The sequence below is a fragment of the Shimia isoporae genome (assembly GCF_004346865.1).
In the GTDB taxonomy this organism is placed as follows: domain Bacteria; phylum Pseudomonadota; class Alphaproteobacteria; order Rhodobacterales; family Rhodobacteraceae; genus Shimia; species Shimia isoporae.
This window is the reverse complement of record NZ_SMGR01000001.1, coordinates 291,197-311,152: the sequence shown is the minus strand read 5'-3', so window position 1 is coordinate 311,152 and position 19,956 is coordinate 291,197. Positions and strand designations below refer to the sequence as shown.

Below are 19,956 nucleotides of genomic sequence, written 5' to 3'. Positions count from 1 at the left end.
CCGGGCAATTCGCGCCGCCAATGCTTTAGAGAGCTTTGCTTTTTCCGGTTTTCTACGTCCGTCAGCAGACGGCACAGCTGGTGCGTTGCTACACAGCTTCGCGTGCGCCCCTCCCCAAGTGTCATCGACCCCGGCGCCGGTAATGAACACATTAGGCATTAATCACTGCCTCAACCCGTTTGGCGCAAAACGCGGGAGTCCAAAACCGCGTAAGTTCGCTTGGCAACTTTTGTGAGCTGTCTTTGAACTCCAGCGCTTCTTGAACACGGGCCCACCCGGCATCGGTCCATTTCCCGTCGGCAAACAGGGCCGGGTCCGTGGCGAATTGATTTATCGGCCAAAGCTCTTCTGGCTTAATTCGGGAGTCGATCTGCTGTTGCAGTTCATAGCACAGATCAATGAAATCGATAGATGTGAACCCAATGTCCTCAAAGGGCTTTGAACCTTCGATTTCGGATGGATCATCCAGAAAGAGGATGTCTGCGGTTATGGACTTTATTTTCTGAAGACTCATTCTCAAATTCTCCTAACAAGACTTCCCTCGAGAGAGGGCTAGATGAAAAAACTAGTTCGTGATGCTGGCATTTTGGTTAGGCAGACTTGCTTGGTCTGGGAAACACTATTGCGCGAGCGCGACAAGTAGTTCGCAAACGCCATTCGCGAAGTACGTGAGCCGGTGAAGTGTACTGTTGCGAGATGTGATCCGCTCAATAGTGTCGACAGAAATGCCACGGGCTCATTCTTCTCCCGGCAGGTGGCTTAAGTTGAGAGATCGCTCCAAAAACACCAATAGGTTGATTGGCGAATATTTTGACCCTAAGCTCAAATGTGAAGTCTCACTTAAGCCACGCACACAGAAATTAGTTGATGTAGAGAAATTTTAGCGCAATGGCACACGGAAGTTATTCAATTTATTCGTCTAGGACGGCCAAATATCTGTTTTCACCAATTATCCTGGCACTCAGCCTTTGTTTGTTGGGAGTGCAAGGGCTCGATGCGCCTGTTCCCTTTGCAATCAACTTTTTGTTTTGGGCGACAATAATTACCGCCAACTGGATGTTGTGTGATCTGATGATCCGTTGGCTGGACAAACACCTGACGTTTGACCACTCCATCAAGATGTTTGCCGTCCCTTTGATTGGCAGCGTCTTTGTTGCGATACCGCAAACTAGCATGGTCTTGTTCTGTCTCGAGCTGTTTTCAAAAGGCGCCTACGAACTTGAGCCACTGTCGCTCAGCTTACGTGTCACGAGCGTCTCGGCAGCACTGTCTTTGTTGCTATTCAACATGAGGCAGTTTCACACGAGAAACGTTCCTAAGACAGGTTTTGTAGAACGAGAAGTCCTCAACCATTCGGCAGCACCAAGGCACACTTCGGCTTTGAGAAAAAAAATTGCCGCCGAGTTGGCAGGAAGCGTTATCTGGGTGAAATCCGAAGATCATTATTTGCGTGTATCGAACCAAATGGGAGAACACATTCTTTTCTTGGGCAAACTTTCGGATTTTGTGCACGAGTTTTCGTCAGAAGGTTTGCAGGTTCATCGATCTTGGTGGGTGTCAAAAAACTCGATCGTCAGCGTGAAGTATGGGAGGACGCCGACCATCACTTTAACTGACGGGAAGGAAGTGCCAATCGGGCGTAGTTTTCTGGAGATGATACGGACCCTCAAACACGCCGCTTACGACCAGTGACGTGACGGCCATGGGTGGAACAACATCAAAATTCTCCGATGCTACAAATGCTTCAACGGTACATTTATGGCTATTTGACTTGGACGCTACCCAAAGGCTGTACAAAGGCTTTTCTGCGCATTGGTTATCGGACAAAGAGCGCGCTCGAATGACGCAATTTACTCAAGATATCGAACGATTGCGGTATTGTCGGATGCGTGTTCTGATACGTATGGTGCTCGCAGAAATGCTTGGAACAAGCGCAAAGCACGTCACCATTTCTTATGAACCGAAAGGCCGGCCTTGTATTGAGGGACGACCGAACCTCTCGATAAGCTATTCTCATTGTAGAAACCTGGGCGTGCTTGCATTTTCTCAGATAGGAGATATCGGCATTGACTTGGAGTGGGCGGATCCAAGACGCCTAAACTTGGTTAACCTTGTTCTTTCAGAGGGGGAAAAAGATGTGCTTGAAAACGCTACACTAGCGAATCGTTTGGATATATTCATGCGCTTCTGGACCCGCAAGGAAGCTTATTTCAAAGCGATCGGAACGGGCCTCATCTACCCAATAACGGATGTGGACACATCAAATTGGCAGCCGCACCTAACCCAATATTGGGATTTAGACGGTCCGCGTGGCTTTTTTGGAGCGCTTTACGTGTCAAATGCAAACCATCAACCACAAATCAAAGTACATTCGTCGGAGCTCGTCGTTTACGGCCCAGCGTCAATCTAATCCTTGCGCGTGGGTATTTTAATCCTGAACTTGACTTAACGGGATGAACAGCCTTCCCTCCATAGCACTGCTATTGTTGCGGGCATATGGGGAAAAGCAACAAGCAAGATACGGTGCAATTTCGTAGCTTTGAGCTGTTGGAAGCCGAACACGACGTGGTTTTCAACAATGACGGCGCTGGTGAAGCTGCAGACCTTGTTGGCCTAAAGGAGGTGAGCGAAGTCGAAATCCGCCTGACCTTAATACACTGCAAGTACGCCAGCGATGGAAAGGTCTCGGGACAGATCGCCAACCTCTATGAGGTTTGCGGGCAAGCCCAGAAGTCCATCGTCGTGAAACATGAAGGGTTACCGAAGCTGGCAACATCACTTAGAATGCGCCGTGAAAAATGGGCTAAGGTCAACGTATGCTTCGTTCGCTTTGAAGTCATTCGGCATACAGAAATACCACAGGACGCACGAATGTCTGCTTTGGGAAACTGCGTCGCAGCGCCCGTCGTTGTAGTGAACGACCGCAAAGGGCCCTTCGCGCAACTTTGCAAAGTATGCTTCCTACGCATTGCTGACCTTGGTGGTTGGTGCTGCATGGCTTGGCGTAGAACCTAAGCCCTGAACGGCCGCTTTCATGTTTTGACACGGTGCCTTGGCAGGCGGAGCGAAAGTCCGGTTCCCGCCCAAATCTGCAAAACTTCGAGATCGGCCCAGAGCCGCCGTTGGCTTTTGGGTCAAGATGCTGCGGCGCGGTCCGTCATAGCCGCCATTCGCTGCGAGGCCGACATCCGCTAGCACTTTGAAGTAGAGAACTCCGGGCGAACAAGCGCTGAATACGGCAGGTTGAATACCTGCGACACACAGGTTTCCGCCCTGTCGCTATTGGACGCGTCGAGAAAGCCTGGGTCTCCGAACATCACTTGAACCTCTGCTTGTCAACTCTGTCTCCTTTTGCCTCGCGGTCGTGCTTTTCCTGTTCCACCCTTCTTAGCTTTGGCAGCACCTCTTCAAGCTGTTCCGCCACTCCTGGAATTGCCGCCTCGGAGACTGTTTCAAGCTCCGTTAACAGTCCAAGCGTTAAAGAAAACAAGCACACACACGCGGTTTCGGTTTCCGATAGGTCCCTACCTTTTGAAGCCAGCCTAAAAATTCAGCTTGCATTCGTCTCTGTCACAGCGCTGTCATTTGAGACCTGTAATCCACAATCATCCGAATGAATTTTGCATATGACACGCACCAGCTGGACTATGATCCGAGATACCCTTGCCACTGAAATCTCCAATCGCACATTGCGACCCGGAGACAAGCTCCCGACAGAGCCGGAGCTTGCGGAACGCTTCAAAGCGGGGCGGCACTCTGTGCGTCGGGCTGTGGAGGCATTGGCCAAGTCCGGCAAGGTTAGCATTGAACAGGGACGCGGCACTTTTGTGGAAGAAGCGCCTCTGCTGACCTATTCCATTGGTAAGCGCACACGGTTGCGCACAAACCTTTTGCCGCAGGGCTGCGAGGTTAGCGGCGAAACCCTTGGTTCTGGTGTCGTGAAAGCGGCCCACGGTGTTGCGAATGCGCTCGAAGTTGCCAACGGCACAGACGTGGTGGAAAGCCACCGGATCACTTTGGCTAACGGAAAGCCAATTGCCTTTGGCACATCTTGGTATCCAGCGGATCGCTTTCCGGACTTTGCAGAGCGCCGCGAAGAAATCGGGTCAGCCACAGAAACATACAAGTCCTATGGCATTGAAGACTACTTGCGACGTGACACCGAGATGTATGCGCGCCCGGCAAAACCCGAAGAAGCCAAAACGCTCAAGCAACACCCAGATCTGCCGGTGATCGTGGTGCGCAAAGTCGACACGGACACTGACGGCATACCGATATCTCATAGCAAGGTTATCTGGGCGTCAGGGCGCGTAAAATTCACAATATCAGGACAAGATGATGGCTGACACAGATCCCCATTTAGATGCCTTGGCAAAAGCCGATCCGACAAAGCTAAAGCAGTTCGCCGAGACGTTGATAGGGGATTTGGGGGACATCGAAGTCCTACACAGCCGCACCGGACTTGTGATGCTGCCCATGCGAGACACAGCGCAAGGCACCGTGTTTCATTTGGGGGAAGTCTTGGTCAGCGAAGCGCATATCCGCGCTGACGCGCAAGAGGGGTATGGCCTGCGCCGCGGGCATGATCTTGAGGCCAGCATGGCCATGGCACTGATCGATCTGGCGATAAAACGCGGCATCCAAGCAGACATCTGTACCAAATTTTGCGAAGCGGCGCGTCACACTCAGAGCGCGCAGGATGATGCAACGCTGCGTCGGGTGGAAGCCACGCGCGTGAACATGGAGACATTTTGATGAGTGTGACTGTCCCAATTCGGTCCGCCGACGAGGCGCGCGGCAATGCCAGCTTTGAGGCGCTCATGTGGGCGCTGAGCCGACCAGGACACATCAAGGCGCTGCCCCGTCCCGGGGAACCATCGTTGATCAACGCGTTGATCGACCGTGAGTGTCGAGTCTTCTGCGCTGATCCATTGTTGATGCCGCAGATCCTAAAAACGGGCGCTGAGATCGCGATGCTGGACAACGCAGACCATGTGTTTGCAGGCACGCTTAAGGATGTGTCCATCCTGAAGGAACTCCCGATCGGCAGCGACCTCTACCCGGACGATGGCGCAACCCTGATCGCACAAGCAACCCTTGGGGAGAGCACAAACCTGCGTTTGCGCGGCCCTGGTGTGGACGGCTCCTGCGATGTTTCAATCGGTGGCTTGCCGGAGGGGTTTTGGGAGATGCGCAAACAAGTGATGCGCTACCCTACGGGCTTTGAATTGCTTTTGGTGGATGGCGACCAATTGATGGCCATTCCCCGATCGACAGATGTGGAGGTGCTCTGATGGCCTATGTGGCGACCCGTGGCGGCGAAAGTGCGATTGAACAATCAGAGAGGCTGTTTCGCGAAGAGATCGGCGCGTTTGATCAGTCTCGCGTGGAGACTGTCAAAGAAAGCATGCCCTACCTAATTGACCGGGTCATGGGCGAAGCATCGCTTTACGATGAGGATCTCGCCGCATTGGCGATCGCCCAGACAGGTGGCGAGCTTTATGAGGCGGTTCTGCTGCTGCGTGCCTGGCGCACCTCACAGCCCCGTTTGACCGTGGCGGAACCCATTGAACAAACTGAACTGTTCACCCATCGTCGCATTTCCGCCGCGTTCAAAGACATCCCGGGCGGGCAGGTGCTTGGTCCAACATTGGACTACGCCCATCGCATTCTCGCAACGGACGTCCTGCGTGGCGCCGACTATTTCCCGGATCCCGTGGAACCTGCGGAAAACCCAGCCCCGGCGCACCAGCCATCGGTCAGCGCGTGGCAGGCCGACAACGAATTGGTAGACTTGCCTGCGGCGGACCAGACCAGTGGCAATGACATTCCCGATTTGACTCGGGAGCCGCTCCTGTTCCCAGCCAAGCGGGCCCATACGTTGCAGTCGCTGGCGCGCGCCGAGACCGGAGGCGCGCTGGCGCTTGGCTATGCCGCCATGCGCGGCTACGGCCAAGCCCACCCCACCGTCAATGAATTGCGTCTCGCAGAGGCGGACGTTGTGGTGAAACATCCCGATGGGCGCGCGTTTTCGGCGGGCCGGGTGAAAGTCAGCCAGGCGGAGGTGGTCGACAAAAAGGGCGACAAGCTTGACCTTGGCTTCGCTGCTACGCTGGGCTGGAACGAGGTCAAATGCATCTCTGCCGCCACCTTGGATCTTAACAGCGAAGGTGCTGAAAAAGGCTCTGCCACCGAAGAGGAGTTCTTCCTCTATCACACGGAGGGCGTTGAGAGTTCCGGGTTCTGCATCCACTTCAAGCTGCCGCACTACGTGACCTTCCAGTCGTCTTTGGACGCCATGCGCGACGCCAAGGCCAAAAAGGCCGCCACCACCAAAACAAGCGAGCCAGCGGAATGAGCCTCTCTGATCTCACAAAACCCTGGGAGGCCATGAGCTATGGCTTTCTGGACGGATCTGCAAAACGCGAATTACGCCGCAAGATGGTGAAAGCCATCGCGGTACCGGGGTGTCAAATGCCCTATGCCAGCCGCGAAGTGCCGATGGCACGTGGCTGGGGCACAGGTGGATTGCAGGTGTCGCTCACTCTGGTGAACCCTGACACGACCGTGAAGGTGATCGACCAAGGGGCAGATGACAGCGTGAACGCCGCCTCGATCCGTCGCTTCATCAATCGCGTTGCGGGCACTCCAATAACGATGGACACGTTGGAAGCCGACCTGATCCAATCACGTCACCGCATTCCCGAAGAAATCATGCGCGAGGATCAGGTGTTGGTGCTGCAGGTGCCCAACCCGGAACCTTTGCGCCCGGTACAGCCAAACATGTCGATTGCGCGTCAGATGCACGCGGACGCGGATTATGGACGTATGTGGCTGCAACTATACGAACAGATCGTGCGGTCCGGTCGTGTCATGCAGGGGGCGAGCTATCCGTCTCTCGTGCACGGACGGCACGTGATGACACCGTCGCCCATTCCGCGTTGGGATGTGCCCAAGCTCAATATGGCCAAGCATCTGACCATTCTGTCTGCGGGCCGCGAGAAACGCATTTTTGCAGTGCCACCTTTTACACGCGTGGAACCATTGGTGTTCTCTGATGTGCCCTACAAAGTAGAGGATCACGCGGCTCTTACATGCAACCGCTCCGGCGCGCAGGGCTTCTTCATGAACGAAATACCGCAGGATGACGGCACTTCAACCTATGAGGTTTCTGACAGTGAATGGGGTGTAAAAACCATCCGCCAGCGGGACGGAGATACGGTGCAGCTCGGCGAAACTTGGTACAAAAACGGGGAGATGCCGCAATGACCCTGACACTGGACGCCCCAAGGATTGTCACGACAAAGCCGCTGTTGTCTGTGGAAAACGTCTCCAAAACCTACGGCAATGTTCAGGCGGTGCGCAATGTGTCCGCCATCGCCTATCCCGGCGAAGTTCTTGGGATTGTTGGCGAGAGCGGCTCTGGCAAATCAACGCTGCTCCGCATGATGAACCTCGAGGAAACCCCGGACACGGGCACCTACACGCTCGATCTGCCTGACACGCCCGGCAATCTCTTTGAGCTGGATCGGTTTGCGCGGCGCATGCTCTGTGCCACGAAGATTGGGATCGTCTATCAGAACCCGCATCTCGGTCTTCTTATGAAACATTCGTCGTCTGGCAATGTCGCGGAGCGTTTGCTGGTGTCAGGCGAACGCAGCTTTGCAATCCTGCGGGAAAAAGCCACCACCGCGCTTGATGCATCGGAATTTCCATTGGACCGTTTGGATGCGCCGCCCATTGAGCTTTCTGGTGGCATGCAACAGCGGGTGCAACTGGCGAAAGCCATCGCTTTGGAGCCTGCTCTGTTACTACTGGACGAACCGACAACTGGCCTTGACGTGTCGGTTCAGGCGCTGGTCCTGGACACGCTCAAACGCCTTCAACAGGATCGTCAGATCACAATGGTGGTCGTGAGCCATGACCTTGGTGTCATCCGCACCTTGGCCGACCGGGTCATGGTCATGCGCCGCGGCGAAGTGGTGGAGACCGGACTGGCCGACCAAATTTTCCAAGATCCGCAACACGCCTATACGCAACAACTGGTGCACGCAAAGCTATGACCGCCGTTTTGAACATCCAAGGGCTGACCAAGGCCTTCACGCTGCACCATCTGGGCAATCAGATTGGTGCGTTTTCCGACATCTCCTTCTCCGTTGATGCCGGTGAATTTGTGCTGCTCAAGGGGGCCAATGGCGCCGGAAAATCCACGCTGTTGCGCACGCTGTATCGTTCTTATCTGCCCCAAGCCGGGCAGATCCGGTTTCAATCCAGCCACGGGGAAATTGACCTTGCCCGCGCGGCGGAAGTGGACATTGCGCATTTACGCCGTACAGAGATGGGGTTTGTGACACAATTTCTCACTGCCCGCCCCCGGGTGAGCGCGGAAGCCATTGTAGCGGAACCCTTGCGCATGGCCGGCGTGCCGCAAGAAGACGCCCTGAAGGAAGCGCGTGAAGCGCTTGCCATCTTCGGCGTGAAACCCGACCTTTGGGCCGCCTATCCAACCACGTTCTCTGGCGGTGAACAGCAGAAGGTCAACCTCGCCCGCGCGCTGATCCTGCCGCAAAAACTGTTGTTGCTGGATGAGCCCACCGCGTCGCTGGATGCCCGCGCGCGCGCAGCGTTGGTATCGCGGCTCTCAGAGCTCAAGGCGGGCGGGACTGCGATGATTGGCGTATTCCACCATCCTGATGATGTTGCCCATCTGATTGATCGTGTGGTGGACCTAACGCCGGAGTATTATTCCGAAGAAAAGGAGCGTGCCGATGTGGCTCTCTGACGTTTCCCTCGTCCTGCGGGACCGAGTGATCCCCTGCGGTGCCCTGCGGATTGAGAACGGCCTGATCGCGGAGATTGTCGAGACCGCAGGCACGGCGACGCATACGGTTTATCCCGGTTTCGTGGACATGCATGGCGACATGATCAAGCATGAACTGGAACCGCGCCCCGGTGTCGATTTTCCCATGCATGTCGCGGTCACTCACCTTGATGCGCGTCTCGCAGCCGCCGGGGTGACCACGGCCTATGCAGGTGTGTCCTTCTCTCGCACCGCGAAAGACGGCGACCGTCGCTCCTATCAACACACCACCGAGATCATTCAGGCGCTGAAATCTCAGCAGGCGGGTCTTCGGGTCGATCACCGCGTTCATGCGCGTTTTGACATCACTTTTACAGCGGCCATCGAAGCGCTGGAAAGTCTGCTTGCGTCCGGCTCGGTGGATTTGGTCTCTGTGATGGATCACACCCCGGGCCAAGGCCAGTATCGCAACCTTGAAAAGCTCATTGCCTACCGGGTGCGTGACGGCAAAGTCTCCGAAGAGGAGGCGCGCGCGCAAATTCAGGCCCGCATCGATGGCGCGGTGTCGCCTGAGGAGATCTATGCGAACCTTCAAACGGTGTCGCGCCTCTGTAAGTCTTACGGCGTTGCCGTGGCCAGCCATGACGACGACACCGAGGAGAAAGCAAATATCATGGCCGACATTGGCGCCGTGATCAGCGAATTCCCTGTCACAATGGAAGCTGCTGAGGTGGCCGTGGCCCGCGGCATGATGACGGCCATGGGCGCGCCCAATGCTATGCGCGGGCAAAGCTATTCCGGCAACCTGTCCGCGCGCGACGCTCATGCGGCGAGCCTTCTGCACATTCTGGCGGCGGATTACCATCCTGCGGCCATTCTTCCGGCGATTCACGCTTTGGTAAAAACCGACCCAAAAGGCTTGCCCGGCGCGGTGTGCCTTGCTGCCAGCAACCCTGCAGAGGCATTGGGGCTCAATGATCGGGGTGAGATCGCTGTGGGCAAGCGGGCAGACCTGGCCTTGGTTGATCCGCACCTGCGAGTGGTGAAAACCCTGTGCGCGGGCAATGTCGTCTTTTCCAACGGGAGTGTAACAACCGCGCCGAATAATGCGATTGCGGCGGCCTGATTTATTGAAACCGTTACATATCGGTTAATGGAGAGTTACACGAGGGGCGAATTCTCAGACATGAAATTCATTCGGATGAATCATCATGCCTGCTACGCTAACGCTTTCAAACGTATCTAAGATCTTCGGCGAGACAAAAGCCGTCGATACAGTTTCACTCGACATCGCACCTGGTCAGTTTGTCGGGGTCATCGGTCGCTCCGGTGCCGGTAAATCAACCATGTTGCGCCTTGTTAACCGTTTGATCGACCCCACTTCGGGGTCGATTTCATTTGACGGGGTCGAAATCACCTCGCTGCGGGGCAAAGCCCTGCGCGACTGGCGCCGTGACTGCGCGATGATTTTCCAGCAGTTCAATCTGGTGGATCGGCTCGACGTGCTGACCAACGTCCTGATCGGGTGCCTCGCCGAACATGGCTTTTTCAGCTCCATGGCGATGCAGTTCACTGATGCAGAACGTACCTTGGCGCTGCAGGCGCTGGATCGTCTTGATCTGGTGCCGCAGGCCTTACAGCGCGCGGGCACACTTTCCGGCGGACAGCAGCAACGCGTGGCGATTGCCAAGGCGCTGGTACAACAGCCAAAAATCATGCTGGCAGATGAACCGATTGCTTCGCTCGATCCTGCGAACGCCACTTTGGTGATGGATGGCCTGAAGCAGATCAACAAAGAAGACGGCCTGACCGTGCTGGTGAACCTGCACACGCTGGACACTGCGCGCGCCTATTGCGACCGCATCATTGCCATGCGCAACGGCCGGATCTTTTTTGACGGCACCGCCGCCCAGCTCACCGACGATGTTGTGCGCGACATCTATGGCACGCAAGGCCTGCGCGAATTCAACGAAGCTGTGACCTCGACCCAAGGGCTCGCGGTCCCCGCCTAACTGCTCCACCAAGCCAACCAACAGGGGATATGACCATGAAACTTTTGGCTACCACCGCACTTGTCGCTCTGACCGCAACCGTTGCTGCGGCCGACGATTGGAAAAAAGACTATGCCGTCATCAAATTCGGCATCCTGTCCGGCGAAAACGAAAAAGATCGCATCGCACGCTACACCCCGTTTGAGGAATACCTCGAAAAAGAACTGGGTGTGGAAGTCGAGATCTTCACCGCTGGCAACTATGACGGCGTGATTCAGGCGATCGGCGCGGATCAGATCGAATTCGCCTTCTTTGGCTCCTCTTCCTACGCCGCGGCCTATACGGGCACCGACGGTAAGGTTGAGCCGCTGGTGTCCCGCCTGCGTCAAGATGGCTCCACAGGCTACTACTCCGTGGTCGTGACCCGTTGCGACTCCGGCTACAAAAGCATCCGCGACCTGGAAGGCAAGGTTCTGGCTTTTGCTGACCCAGACTCCACCTCCGGCTATGCTGTGCCTTACTTCAACATCGCTCAGGAGGTTGATCCGAAATCCTTCTTCTCTGCTGTTCCGTTCTCCGGGTCTCACGAAGCGGGCGTTGCTGGCGTAGCTCAGGGCACATTTGATGCTGCCGCCACATGGCAGAACAACGAAGTGGACGGTCGCTGGCAGCGCATGATCGACAAAGGCATGATCGAGCAAGGCGTGATCTGCCCAATTTGGGAAAGCCCCGAAATCACCTCCGGTCCATTCACCGCGCGCGCGAATATTCCTCAGGAATTGAAAGATGCGGTAAAAGAAGCGGTCATGACCGTTCAGGACAAAGACGAGGCGGCCTTCAAAGCGATGACCGGTTGGAAAGCCGAAGATCCAAACCCACAAACCGGTTGGATCGAAGTGAACCACGAGCGCTACCAGTGGATCGTGGACATGCGCGCATGGCTGAAGAAACAGCGCCGCTCTTCCTGATTTCTTCTAAACACAGCCCTCGGCGAACCATGCCGGGGGTTTTCACATGCCCGGACATGCCGACATGACAGCACTCGCCGATAGCCCGATATCAACGCCCATTTTACAGTTCGAACAGGATTACGCCGACCTGCGTCGCCGCACGCGGATCACCTGGCTTGTGGGGAGCGCTGTGTTCCTTGCACTCTTCACCTTTTCAGCGTGGCTCGGGGACTTCTTCAAAGTCACCCAGATCACATTGCCGGACGGTTCTCGCGATTGGCGCTGGATCATTCCCGCGGGTATTCCCCGTCTTGGCGAGTTTATTGCAAAAACCATTCCGGACTTACATTGGGCAACGTTTGGCGCGGATTTTGCTGAATGGTTCTGGCGCTGGAAAGTCTGGGCCAAGCTGCTCGTCGAAACCATTCTGATTGCCTTCATGGCCACTGTTTTTGGCGTCATCGGAGGGTTTCTTCTGTCCTTCCCAGCAGCCCGCAATCTGGCGCCCAACAAATGGGTTATGTGGATCTGTCGTCGCTATCTAGAAATCGCCCGTACGGTACCAGATTTGGTCTGGGCTTTGATCTTTGTCTTCTGTTTCTCGGTTGGCCCCATGGCCGGAGTGCTTGCCATCGGCCTGCACGCAACCGGTGCCTTGGGCAAACTCTATTCCGAAGTAAACGAAAACATCGACATGCGCCCGCTGGAAGGCGTGAAGGCCGCAGGCGGCACTTGGTTTGACCAGATCCGCTATGGCGCGGTCCCGCAGGTGTTGCCCAACATCATAAGCTACACGCTGCTGCGCTTTGAGATCAACGTGCGGTCCTCGTCGATCATTGGTTATGTCGGCGCCGGCGGGCTGGGGCAGGAAATCCGCGAAGCCCTGTCGTTGCAGGAATACACAGACCTCTCCGCGCTGTTCCTCATCATTTTTGTGACCGTCATGGTCATCGACTTTGCCTCCGAGAAATTGCGCCACCGCGTGATCGGGCTTGAGAAAGGGCCAAGCACATGACACCGACCCCTCAGGACATTCAGGCGGCAATGGCTGTGCACCCGCGCGCCTTTCGCGACACGCCAGCCGTGCAGTTTCGCAAAATCGCGCTATGGATTGGCTTCATTGGTCTCTTCTGTTGGTGCCTCTACGACTTCAATTTTGCCCCCGAGCGCATCCTGCACGGCATGCAGCGCATGGGACGTATCCTCTCGTTCATGTTCCCGCCACATATTTGGGAAACATGGGCGGAATGGTTGGAGGTCTTCACAGCCTTGGGGGAGACGGTAGCGATGGCCTTTCTGGGCACCGTTCTGGGCCTGATCGTCGCCTTCCCGCTATCATTTCTGGGCGCCAAGAACATCAACCGCATCTTTTGGCTGCGACAGACAACGCGACGTGGCTACGACATTATCCGCGCGTTTGAGATTTTGATCCTGGCGTTGATTTTCATTCGGGCCTTTGGGCTTGGGCCATTGGCTGGCGTCTTGGCTATTGCGGTTTCTGAGGTCGGAACTTTCTCAAAACTGTTCTCCGAAGCTCTGGAAAACACTTCCCGTCGCCCGGTGGAAGGCGTGGTTGCGTCAGGCGGGTCCCGCTTCCAATCCATACTCTTTGGAATCATGCCGCAAGTGTTGCCTGTGCACCTGTCGATCGTACTCTACAATTTTGAATCCAATGTGCGCTCCAGTACCATTTTGGGCATTGTTGGCGCGGGAGGCATTGGCTTCATGCTTAGCGATCGGATCAGCGGCTATTTCTGGGATCAGGTTTGGACAATCATCATCATGATTGTCGCCATGGTGTATTTGATCGACTATCTCTCTGGCCTCATTCGTGCGCGCTTGATTGGTCACGCGGAGATGGCGAAATGAGCGGCGCGGGATCCAAAAACCACCTGTCCGAAGCGCCAACCATTCACGAAAGCGCCTCGGTCAGCGATTGTGAGTTGGGCATTTGGACGGAGGTAGGCAAAGGCACGGTGATGAAGTCGTCCCAGATGGGAGACTATTCCTACATCACGCAAAACTGCAATGTGGTCTGGACCACCATCGGGAAGTTCTGCTCCATCGCGAATGCAACGCGGATCAATCCCGGCAATCACCCGACGTGGCGCGCTGTGCAGCACCACAGCGTCTACCGGGCGGAGGCTTATGGGCTGGGCGAGGATGACCATGATTTCTTCGCGTGGCGCAAAGACAACTGGGTCACAATCGGACACGACGTCTGGATCGGTCATGGCGTGACCGTAACTGCAGGCGTCACCATTGGCACCGGGGCCGTCATTGGCGCGGGCGCTGTGGTGACGCGCGATGTCGCCCCCTACACGGTGGTTGGTGGCGTGCCTGCACGGGAAATCAAGCGACGGTTCTCAGAGACGCAAGCTGTAGCCCTGCAAGAGATTGCCGTCTGGGATTGGCCGCGCGACACATACAAAGCCGCGCTGCCAGATATTCGGGCGCTCGACATCGACGCCTTTATCGAAAAGTATCGCTAGATCTATTGCACCAAACCAAGGCTTTGCAGGTAGGCAAAGCCTTTTGGAATATCGGCTTTGTCGCGCAATTCCAGCACCAGATGCGGCGCACTTTGACAATCACTCAAGGCCCGGAACACTTCGACCCAATGGATCTCGCCTTCGCCGGGCGCCCAGTGACGGTCCGCGTGGCCGTCTAGGTCTTGCAGATGCACGTGCTGGAGCTGATCGGCAGCATCACGCACAAAATAGTCCACCGGAGGTGCACCTGACATACGTCGCGCCAAATGGGCGTGACCTGTGTCGATTGAAAGCGCAATGGCGTCTGAGGCGAAGCTGTCCACCATGTCACGACGCGTAGCAGGATCCACATCCAGAATGTTCTCGATCACCAAGGTGATCCCCAAGGCCTCGGCCTGTTTTACCACCGGCTGCATGATGTCATGCACGCGGCCCAACACCGTCTGCTCATAGTTTGGCTTGTTGAATAGGTTCCATTTGTACCAGCGTGAATATGGCGAGTGCAGTACCATCTGGCGCGCACCAATTCGGTCTGCTGCCTCTAATGCTTTCAGAAACCGCGCAGAGATCAGAGGGCGCAGTTCCGGGTCTTTGTTGTCCATGTCCAGGCCTTCATAGGGTCCATGGATTCCAACGCGCCCGTTGTGACCGTCCAACGCGGCTTTCGCGGCGGAAATGCGGTCTTCAAGCTCTGTGGTCAATCCGACGTAGCTGCCAAAGTCCTGCAACTCGATGTCGCGGTCTGCGTCAAACAGCCAGCCGCGATGATCCGCGATTTCATTGGCTTTCAGGCAGGCGCCAATTTTCAACGGTGTCATATCTGGGTCTCCAGAATTTTCTGTGCCGTTTTGGCGGTTTGAAGCGACGGCACACCGCGATACGCAGCCCGTCCGCCAACCCACGTGCCCTGAATGGCTGGGGCATGCCCGTCCGGCCAATCGACCAACACCAAGTCTGCCCGTTTGCCCACGGCGATCTCACCACGGTCTGAAAGGCCCATGGCCTTGGCTGGACCTGCGGACACCAGTGACCACAGGGTCAGACGGTCCGCGCGTTTTTCCTGATCTAGCTTATGCACAGCCGCCAACATGGCCGGATAGAAGTAATCCGAAGCCAGAGCATCACAGAGGCCGGCCTCCACCATGTCGCCTGCGCCAAGCGAGCCAATATGGCTGCCGCCCCGGGTTGCATTTGGCGCGCCAAAGATGATGGTGTCGCCATTGGCGCGCGCAGCTTCCGCCGCCTCGAGCACCATCGGGAACTCTGCCACTGTCGCCCCCAGATCGCGAAAGAAACTTCGAGTTTCGGCACGCGTGTCATCGTGACTCAACATCGGAGCCCCAACCGTGCGTGCTTTGGCCGCCACCTGAGCGATCATCGCGGGCACATCGGATCGGCGTTCCCAGACCTGCGCCAGCAAGGCGATATAGGTGCCTTCAGTTAAACCCGCACGATGTGCCTTGGAGGCTGTGCGTTTTTTCATGCGCTCGTCATCCAGCGAGGCAATGGAAAAATCCGGGCTCAACTCAAAGCCACGCTCCTGGATCGGCACGTCATAGGCGCGCATGGTCATGGACGTGTGATCGTTGAACGCCACCGAAGGCGTCAAAGGTGCCTGCAGCGCCCAATCGATCACCTCCAGAGCTTCGGATGCAAAGGTTTCCCAGCGCAGCTGCACGCGGTTTTCCACGGTCAGACGTGGGGCAAGGTCCAACATCGCCTGCATCAGTTCACGTCCTCGGGCAACATCGCGCAAACCCGGCTCCCACCCGAGCGTGATGGCGTGATACGCCGTGGCGATACCATTTGCTGCAAGTTGGCGATCTGTGTCGATTACGGCGGTCTCCGTTGGGAAGAACACACCGGGACGCGGCATCAGTTGGCGCTCAAAAGCATCTCCGTGCACGTCGATCAAAGCAGGTGCCAAAATCAGGCCGCGGGCGTCGATGCGCGTGCCCCGAACGCCACCGCCAATCTCGACAATCTTGCCATCTGAAACCGTGACGGTTGTCTCTACGACCTCGTTGCGCAGGTACACCTGCGCGCCTTCATAAGTGACGGTCATTCAGAGACGCTCCATGATCAGATGCCAATGCCAGGAACCAGGTTTTTCATGCTCCCGATCTTCCAACCATTGGATTTCAAAGCCTTCAAACAGATCCAAAAGGTCGCGCGCATCGCAGAAGTAATGTGGGTGAATTTTGTCCGTGCCGGGCGCGTCAAACACCCATGTGTTTCGGCTGATCTCCCGGCCTTCAAATTTAGCACGCTCGCTTGGCAGGCGGCGGTCGGACAACATCGTACCCAAATAGCTACCGCCCTTGCGCAGAATGCGGTGGATCTCAGAGATGGTGCGCGCCAAAACTGCCTCATCCCCGTGATAGATCACGTTCCAGCTGAGCACGTGATCAAAGCTGTTGTCCTCAAATGGCAAAGCATCCATGCGGCCGACAAGCGCTTCGACGTTTCCGGCGTTTCGGATGGCGTCGACACCTTCTGACGACGCATCCAACGCCACAACGTCAAATCCCTGCTGTGCCAGCCAAAGCGCGTGTCGTCCCACGCCCGCGCCCAGATCAAGAATGCGTGCGCCCGGTGTCAAACTTTCGGACCAACGGATCACGTCAGGCTCAGGGCTCAGCCACTTACTGCCCTCTGAGATATTGGCCCATTCCTCGTTCCAATGAACGTCCGCGGTGTCAGCGGTCATCGTTGTTCTCCAATGATTTTCGTGCGGACCCAGCCGCTGAGTTGTTCGATGCCAATCACCACCACTGCGATCATCAGGATCACGGTCATCGCGGTGGGATAGTCAAAAAGGTCAAAGCCAACCTTGAGTTCGATGCCGATGCCACCCGCGCCGACCAGACCAAGGATGGTTGAGGACCGCACAGCCTTTTCAAGCGCAAATAAGGATGTAGATACAAAGGCCGGTGCGGCCGCCGGGATGGTGGCACACGCAACAACGTCCAAGCGACGCGCGCCGGTTGCCGTAAGGCTTTCCGAGGGGCCTTTCTCCACCGCCTCCATGTCATCTGCAAAAAAACGCCCGCAAAAACCAATGGTGTCCACAGCAATGGCTAGCATGCCCGCAAATGGCCCCAGTCCCACGGCCACAACAAACACCAACGCCCAGGCGATATCGGGTACAGCGCGGATGAACCCCAGCACATTGCGAAGGATCTGATTCACCACCGGCCCAGCAATCAGTCCGCGCGCAGCAAGGAGCGCTATGGGCAGCGACAGGATCACACCGATGACTGCCCCAGCCAGCGCAATCTGCAACGTCTCAACCATCTTGCCGCCCAAACGGGCCAGAACATCTGGCGCCATGTTGGGGGGAAAGGCACGGTCCATAAAATCTGCAAAACGCGGTGGCGCTGACACCACTTTGTCGATCGAAAACCCGGCCCCCGCAAAGGACCACAGGATGATCACAACAGCGGCGGCATAGCCAAGAAAGGATATTGCCGACGGCCGGTCAAACCGGTCTGGCATCTGCATGTCAGTCATAAAGCTCTCTCAATTCCGCTTCGCTTAGGCTGTCAGCCCGGCGATCCAGTTGCAGGCGTCCGCCGCCAAGGCCGAGAACGCGGTCGCCATATGTCAAAGCGTGGCTCAAATCGTGGGAGATGAAGACAACCGTGACGCCTTCTTCACGCGCCAAGGAAAAGAAGAGTTCCATCACGTCTTCTCCTGCGGCGGGATCTAGCGAGGCCGTCGGTTCATCGGCAAAGAGGACCTTTGGTCTGCCCACGAGCGCGCGTGCAATGGCGACTCGCTGGGACTGGCCGCCAGACAACCGATCGGCGCGGCGTTGAGCCAGATCGGCAAGGCCAACTTTCTCCAACGCGGTCATTGCCGCTTCGCGGGAGCTTTGTGGTGCCAGCGTTTGGCTCCAATGGCGCACACCGGGGTGTTGGCCCAAGAGGCCCTGCACAACGTTGGACATGACCGACAGGCGTGTGACGAGGTTATGTTTCTGCGACACAAGACCAATCTGCGCGCGTAGTTTGCGCATCTGCGCCGGACGCGCCGCGGTTACGTCTGTATCCAGCATCGTCAACCGGCCGCTTTCTGCAGGGATCAACCCCATAAGGCAGCGCAGCAGGGTCGATTTTCCGGCGCCGTTTGCGCCCACGATGGCGACGGCTTCGCCTCGCGACAGGCCAAAAGATACATCCGAGAAAATCTGCGACCCGGCAAAGGACTTGGCGACGGATTCCGCACGGATATCAACGGGCAAAACCGGGGCAAATTCTGCCCCGGTCCGCACGAGTTGCACGACGGCATCCCGTTTTGCTTCGACGAGATCAGTCACCGATGAAGTTGTCGAACTGCGGGAAGCCCGCGTTGGAATACATCGAGCGCACGTAGTCGTAGGCACTATCTTCGATGGCAACGAGGTCCATGCCGACGTATTTGTCGTTCTCCTCATGGGCGGTGATGCCCGCGATGATGGCGGCCTTGTTTTCCAGAATGGCATTTTTCACGTGTTCAGCAGCGTCTGTCGGCACATGGGAGCCCACCATGATCATGTCGTTTGGCAAATCACCGGAACGCGCGATCATTTTGAAGAAGCCATAAGGCAACTCGGTTTCTTTGGCGCGCACGTTCAGCCAGCTGCCCGCGTTGGAGCCAAGCGCGTCTACGTCACCCGCCTTGAGCGCCTCATGGGCAATGTTGCGCGAGGTGTGGGTTTTTTCGATGTCATTCACAGGATCAACGCCGTGATCGGCCAGCACCTGCATGGGACACAGCATGTTGGAGGTGGACCCGATGTCACCAAAGGCAACCTTTTTGCCTTTCAGGTCCGCTGGCACATTGATGCCGCTGTCCGCGCGCACAACAATCGCACAGTGGTAGTCTGGGCGACCCAAACCAATCAGAGGCGTTGCGTTGGTCAGCTTGTGGATCACGACGTATTCCGCAGGACCGGATACGACAAAGTCTACAGTTTCACCGCGCAGCGCTTCGGCGGCGGCGGTGCGGCTGTTCACAGCGAAAAACTCAAAAGTGTCGCCGGTGGCAGTTTCCAGTGCGTCTTTGAAAGGGCCCCATTCCAGTTGAAGGCGTTCCATGCCTTCCACGTCGGTCACGGCCAGTTTCCATGTTTCCGCCTGAGTGGCTACTGCCGACACTGCAGCAAGTGCCACGCCAGCTATAATCGAACGAAGTTTCATTGGTGCAGTCTCCAAGAATAAAATTCATTCGAATGATTTCCTGCTTTTGTAACGGGTATGCGTCACTTCCTTAAAAGGTTCTTGTTGTTGTGATGCCGTTCTATGAAATTTGGGACACCGAAAGGTGGTCGTTTGGAAACCCGCAGCGAAAGTCCGCTTTCCGCCCAAAATAATTAGGTCAGTTATAGGCCCACAGTGACTAGGTCAGCTACCGGCCCAAAGCTGCCTTTGCCAAACCTGCAAATGCTGCGATGCTGCACGTTTTAGCTTTTCGTCGGCAGTCACAAAATTCATCGACCGTTTGTGACAATCCAGCCCGGTTTGTCACACCAACAAAAAGCGGAATTCGGAATTTGCTTTCATCGGTTTGCCAACATATGCGGCTTACCTAAAACAACCAAAACAAATTGAGGAAAAATGGTCTTGCAAGTGCCACGGAACGATGGCCGATAAACTGGCCAGGCCAACCATAAGACCTGACGTCCGAAGCCCACCGTAGCCGCAAACTCAGTCGTTGGGCCAGAATGGTTTTCCAGGTAG

Annotated in this window: 23 protein-coding genes; 16 read left to right on the top strand and 7 right to left on the bottom strand. The window is 56.2% G+C overall.

The genetic code is table 11. The features are described 5' to 3' along the window. Nucleotides 1-151: 151 nt before the first annotated feature. Complete coding sequence (locus tag BXY66_RS01585) at nucleotides 152-514, bottom strand: acyl carrier protein (protein WP_132858430.1); 363 nt, start codon at nucleotides 512-514, stop codon at nucleotides 152-154. A gap of 374 nt (nucleotides 515-888) precedes the next feature. Here BXY66_RS01585 and BXY66_RS01580 point away from each other — a divergent pair, with 374 nt between their 5' ends. The 16 genes from BXY66_RS01580 to BXY66_RS01505 all read left to right on the top strand — a co-directional run bounded on the left by BXY66_RS01580 (nucleotide 889) and on the right by BXY66_RS01505 (nucleotide 14,233). Continuing rightward, a complete protein-coding gene (locus BXY66_RS01580; RefSeq protein WP_132858429.1) occupies nucleotides 889-1,692 on the top strand; it encodes a LytTR family DNA-binding domain-containing protein in 804 nt (267 codons plus the stop codon). A gap of 10 nt (nucleotides 1,693-1,702) precedes the next feature. Next, complete coding sequence (locus BXY66_RS01575) at nucleotides 1,703-2,410, top strand: 4'-phosphopantetheinyl transferase family protein (protein WP_132858428.1); 708 nt, start codon at nucleotides 1,703-1,705, stop codon at nucleotides 2,408-2,410. Between the two features lie 113 nt (nucleotides 2,411-2,523). Then, a complete protein-coding gene (locus BXY66_RS01570) occupies nucleotides 2,524-3,015 on the top strand; it encodes a hypothetical protein (protein ID WP_132858427.1) in 492 nt (163 codons plus the stop codon). A gap of 632 nt (nucleotides 3,016-3,647) precedes the next feature. Further along, nucleotides 3,648-4,346 carry a phosphonate metabolism transcriptional regulator PhnF gene (phnF, locus tag BXY66_RS01565; protein WP_243694269.1) on the top strand — a complete coding sequence of 233 codons (699 nt, stop codon included), beginning with the start codon at nucleotides 3,648-3,650 and terminating at the stop codon, nucleotides 4,344-4,346. Next, the gene (locus BXY66_RS01560; RefSeq protein ID WP_243694268.1) at nucleotides 4,339-4,755 is read left to right on the top strand and encodes a phosphonate C-P lyase system protein PhnG; all 417 of its coding nucleotides are present in this window, start codon (nucleotides 4,339-4,341) and stop codon (nucleotides 4,753-4,755) included. The genes phnF and BXY66_RS01560 overlap by 8 nt, the downstream gene beginning before the upstream one ends. After that, complete coding sequence (phnH, locus tag BXY66_RS01555) at nucleotides 4,755-5,294, top strand: phosphonate C-P lyase system protein PhnH (RefSeq protein WP_132858424.1); 540 nt, start codon at nucleotides 4,755-4,757, stop codon at nucleotides 5,292-5,294. Before BXY66_RS01560 ends, phnH begins: the two co-directional genes overlap by 1 nt. Then, nucleotides 5,294-6,358, top strand: coding sequence for a carbon-phosphorus lyase complex subunit PhnI (locus BXY66_RS01550; protein ID WP_132858423.1), 1,065 nt, complete (start codon nucleotides 5,294-5,296; stop codon nucleotides 6,356-6,358). The genes phnH and BXY66_RS01550 overlap by 1 nt, the downstream gene beginning before the upstream one ends. Next, nucleotides 6,355-7,269 (top strand): alpha-D-ribose 1-methylphosphonate 5-phosphate C-P-lyase PhnJ, encoded by a 915-nt coding sequence (locus BXY66_RS01545; RefSeq protein ID WP_132858422.1) that lies wholly within the window; start codon nucleotides 6,355-6,357, stop codon nucleotides 7,267-7,269. Before BXY66_RS01550 ends, BXY66_RS01545 begins: the two co-directional genes overlap by 4 nt. After that, nucleotides 7,266-8,063 carry an ATP-binding cassette domain-containing protein gene (locus BXY66_RS01540; protein WP_132858421.1) on the top strand — a complete coding sequence of 266 codons (798 nt, stop codon included), beginning with the start codon at nucleotides 7,266-7,268 and terminating at the stop codon, nucleotides 8,061-8,063. The genes BXY66_RS01545 and BXY66_RS01540 overlap by 4 nt, the downstream gene beginning before the upstream one ends. Further along, complete coding sequence (locus BXY66_RS01535) at nucleotides 8,060-8,782, top strand: phosphonate C-P lyase system protein PhnL (protein WP_132858420.1); 723 nt, start codon at nucleotides 8,060-8,062, stop codon at nucleotides 8,780-8,782. The genes BXY66_RS01540 and BXY66_RS01535 overlap by 4 nt, the downstream gene beginning before the upstream one ends. Beyond that, the gene (locus BXY66_RS01530; protein ID WP_132858419.1) at nucleotides 8,769-9,926 is read left to right on the top strand and encodes an alpha-D-ribose 1-methylphosphonate 5-triphosphate diphosphatase; all 1,158 of its coding nucleotides are present in this window, start codon (nucleotides 8,769-8,771) and stop codon (nucleotides 9,924-9,926) included. Before BXY66_RS01535 ends, BXY66_RS01530 begins: the two co-directional genes overlap by 14 nt. Nucleotides 9,927-10,011: 85 nt before the next feature. Then, the gene (phnC, locus tag BXY66_RS01525; protein ID WP_132858418.1) at nucleotides 10,012-10,812 is read left to right on the top strand and encodes a phosphonate ABC transporter ATP-binding protein; all 801 of its coding nucleotides are present in this window, start codon (nucleotides 10,012-10,014) and stop codon (nucleotides 10,810-10,812) included. Nucleotides 10,813-10,847: 35 nt separating this feature from the next. Further along, a complete protein-coding gene (phnD, locus tag BXY66_RS01520; protein ID WP_132858417.1) occupies nucleotides 10,848-11,759 on the top strand; it encodes a phosphonate ABC transporter substrate-binding protein in 912 nt (303 codons plus the stop codon). A 64-nt stretch (nucleotides 11,760-11,823) separates the two neighbouring features. Then, nucleotides 11,824-12,756, top strand: a complete 933-nt coding sequence (gene phnE / locus BXY66_RS01515) for a phosphonate ABC transporter, permease protein PhnE (protein WP_132858416.1) — start codon at nucleotides 11,824-11,826, stop codon at nucleotides 12,754-12,756. Continuing rightward, nucleotides 12,753-13,610: a phosphonate ABC transporter, permease protein PhnE gene (phnE, locus tag BXY66_RS01510; protein ID WP_132858415.1), complete on the top strand. Its 858-nt coding sequence runs from the start codon at nucleotides 12,753-12,755 to the stop codon at nucleotides 13,608-13,610. The genes phnE (BXY66_RS01515) and phnE (BXY66_RS01510) overlap by 4 nt, the downstream gene beginning before the upstream one ends. Next, a complete protein-coding gene (locus BXY66_RS01505) occupies nucleotides 13,607-14,233 on the top strand; it encodes a DapH/DapD/GlmU-related protein (protein WP_132858414.1) in 627 nt (208 codons plus the stop codon). Before phnE (BXY66_RS01510) ends, BXY66_RS01505 begins: the two co-directional genes overlap by 4 nt. Before the next feature lie 2 nt (nucleotides 14,234-14,235). Here the strand turns inward: BXY66_RS01505 and BXY66_RS01500 are convergent, their stop codons facing one another. From BXY66_RS01500 to BXY66_RS01475, 6 genes are read right to left on the bottom strand one after another with little or no spacing between them, the layout of a single operon-like run. After that, on the bottom strand, nucleotides 14,236-15,051 hold the full coding sequence (locus BXY66_RS01500) for a sugar phosphate isomerase/epimerase family protein (RefSeq protein WP_132858413.1): 816 nt from the start codon (nucleotides 15,049-15,051) through the stop codon (nucleotides 14,236-14,238). Beyond that, a complete protein-coding gene (locus BXY66_RS01495) occupies nucleotides 15,048-16,298 on the bottom strand; it encodes an alpha-D-ribose 1-methylphosphonate 5-triphosphate diphosphatase (RefSeq protein WP_132858412.1) in 1,251 nt (416 codons plus the stop codon). The genes BXY66_RS01500 and BXY66_RS01495 overlap by 4 nt, the downstream gene beginning before the upstream one ends. Beyond that, entirely contained in the window at nucleotides 16,299-16,943 is a 645-nt protein-coding gene (locus tag BXY66_RS01490; protein WP_132858411.1) for a class I SAM-dependent methyltransferase, read from the bottom strand. Then, nucleotides 16,940-17,746 (bottom strand): phosphonate ABC transporter, permease protein PhnE, encoded by an 807-nt coding sequence (gene phnE / locus BXY66_RS01485; RefSeq protein WP_132858410.1) that lies wholly within the window; start codon nucleotides 17,744-17,746, stop codon nucleotides 16,940-16,942. The genes BXY66_RS01490 and phnE (BXY66_RS01485) overlap by 4 nt, the downstream gene beginning before the upstream one ends. Further along, nucleotides 17,739-18,554, bottom strand: coding sequence for a phosphonate ABC transporter ATP-binding protein (locus tag BXY66_RS01480; RefSeq protein ID WP_207911277.1), 816 nt, complete (start codon nucleotides 18,552-18,554; stop codon nucleotides 17,739-17,741). The genes phnE (BXY66_RS01485) and BXY66_RS01480 overlap by 8 nt, the downstream gene beginning before the upstream one ends. Then, nucleotides 18,547-19,416 (bottom strand): PhnD/SsuA/transferrin family substrate-binding protein, encoded by an 870-nt coding sequence (locus BXY66_RS01475; RefSeq protein ID WP_132858409.1) that lies wholly within the window; start codon nucleotides 19,414-19,416, stop codon nucleotides 18,547-18,549. Before BXY66_RS01475 ends, BXY66_RS01480 begins: the two co-directional genes overlap by 8 nt. Between the last annotated feature and the right edge of the window lie 540 nt (nucleotides 19,417-19,956).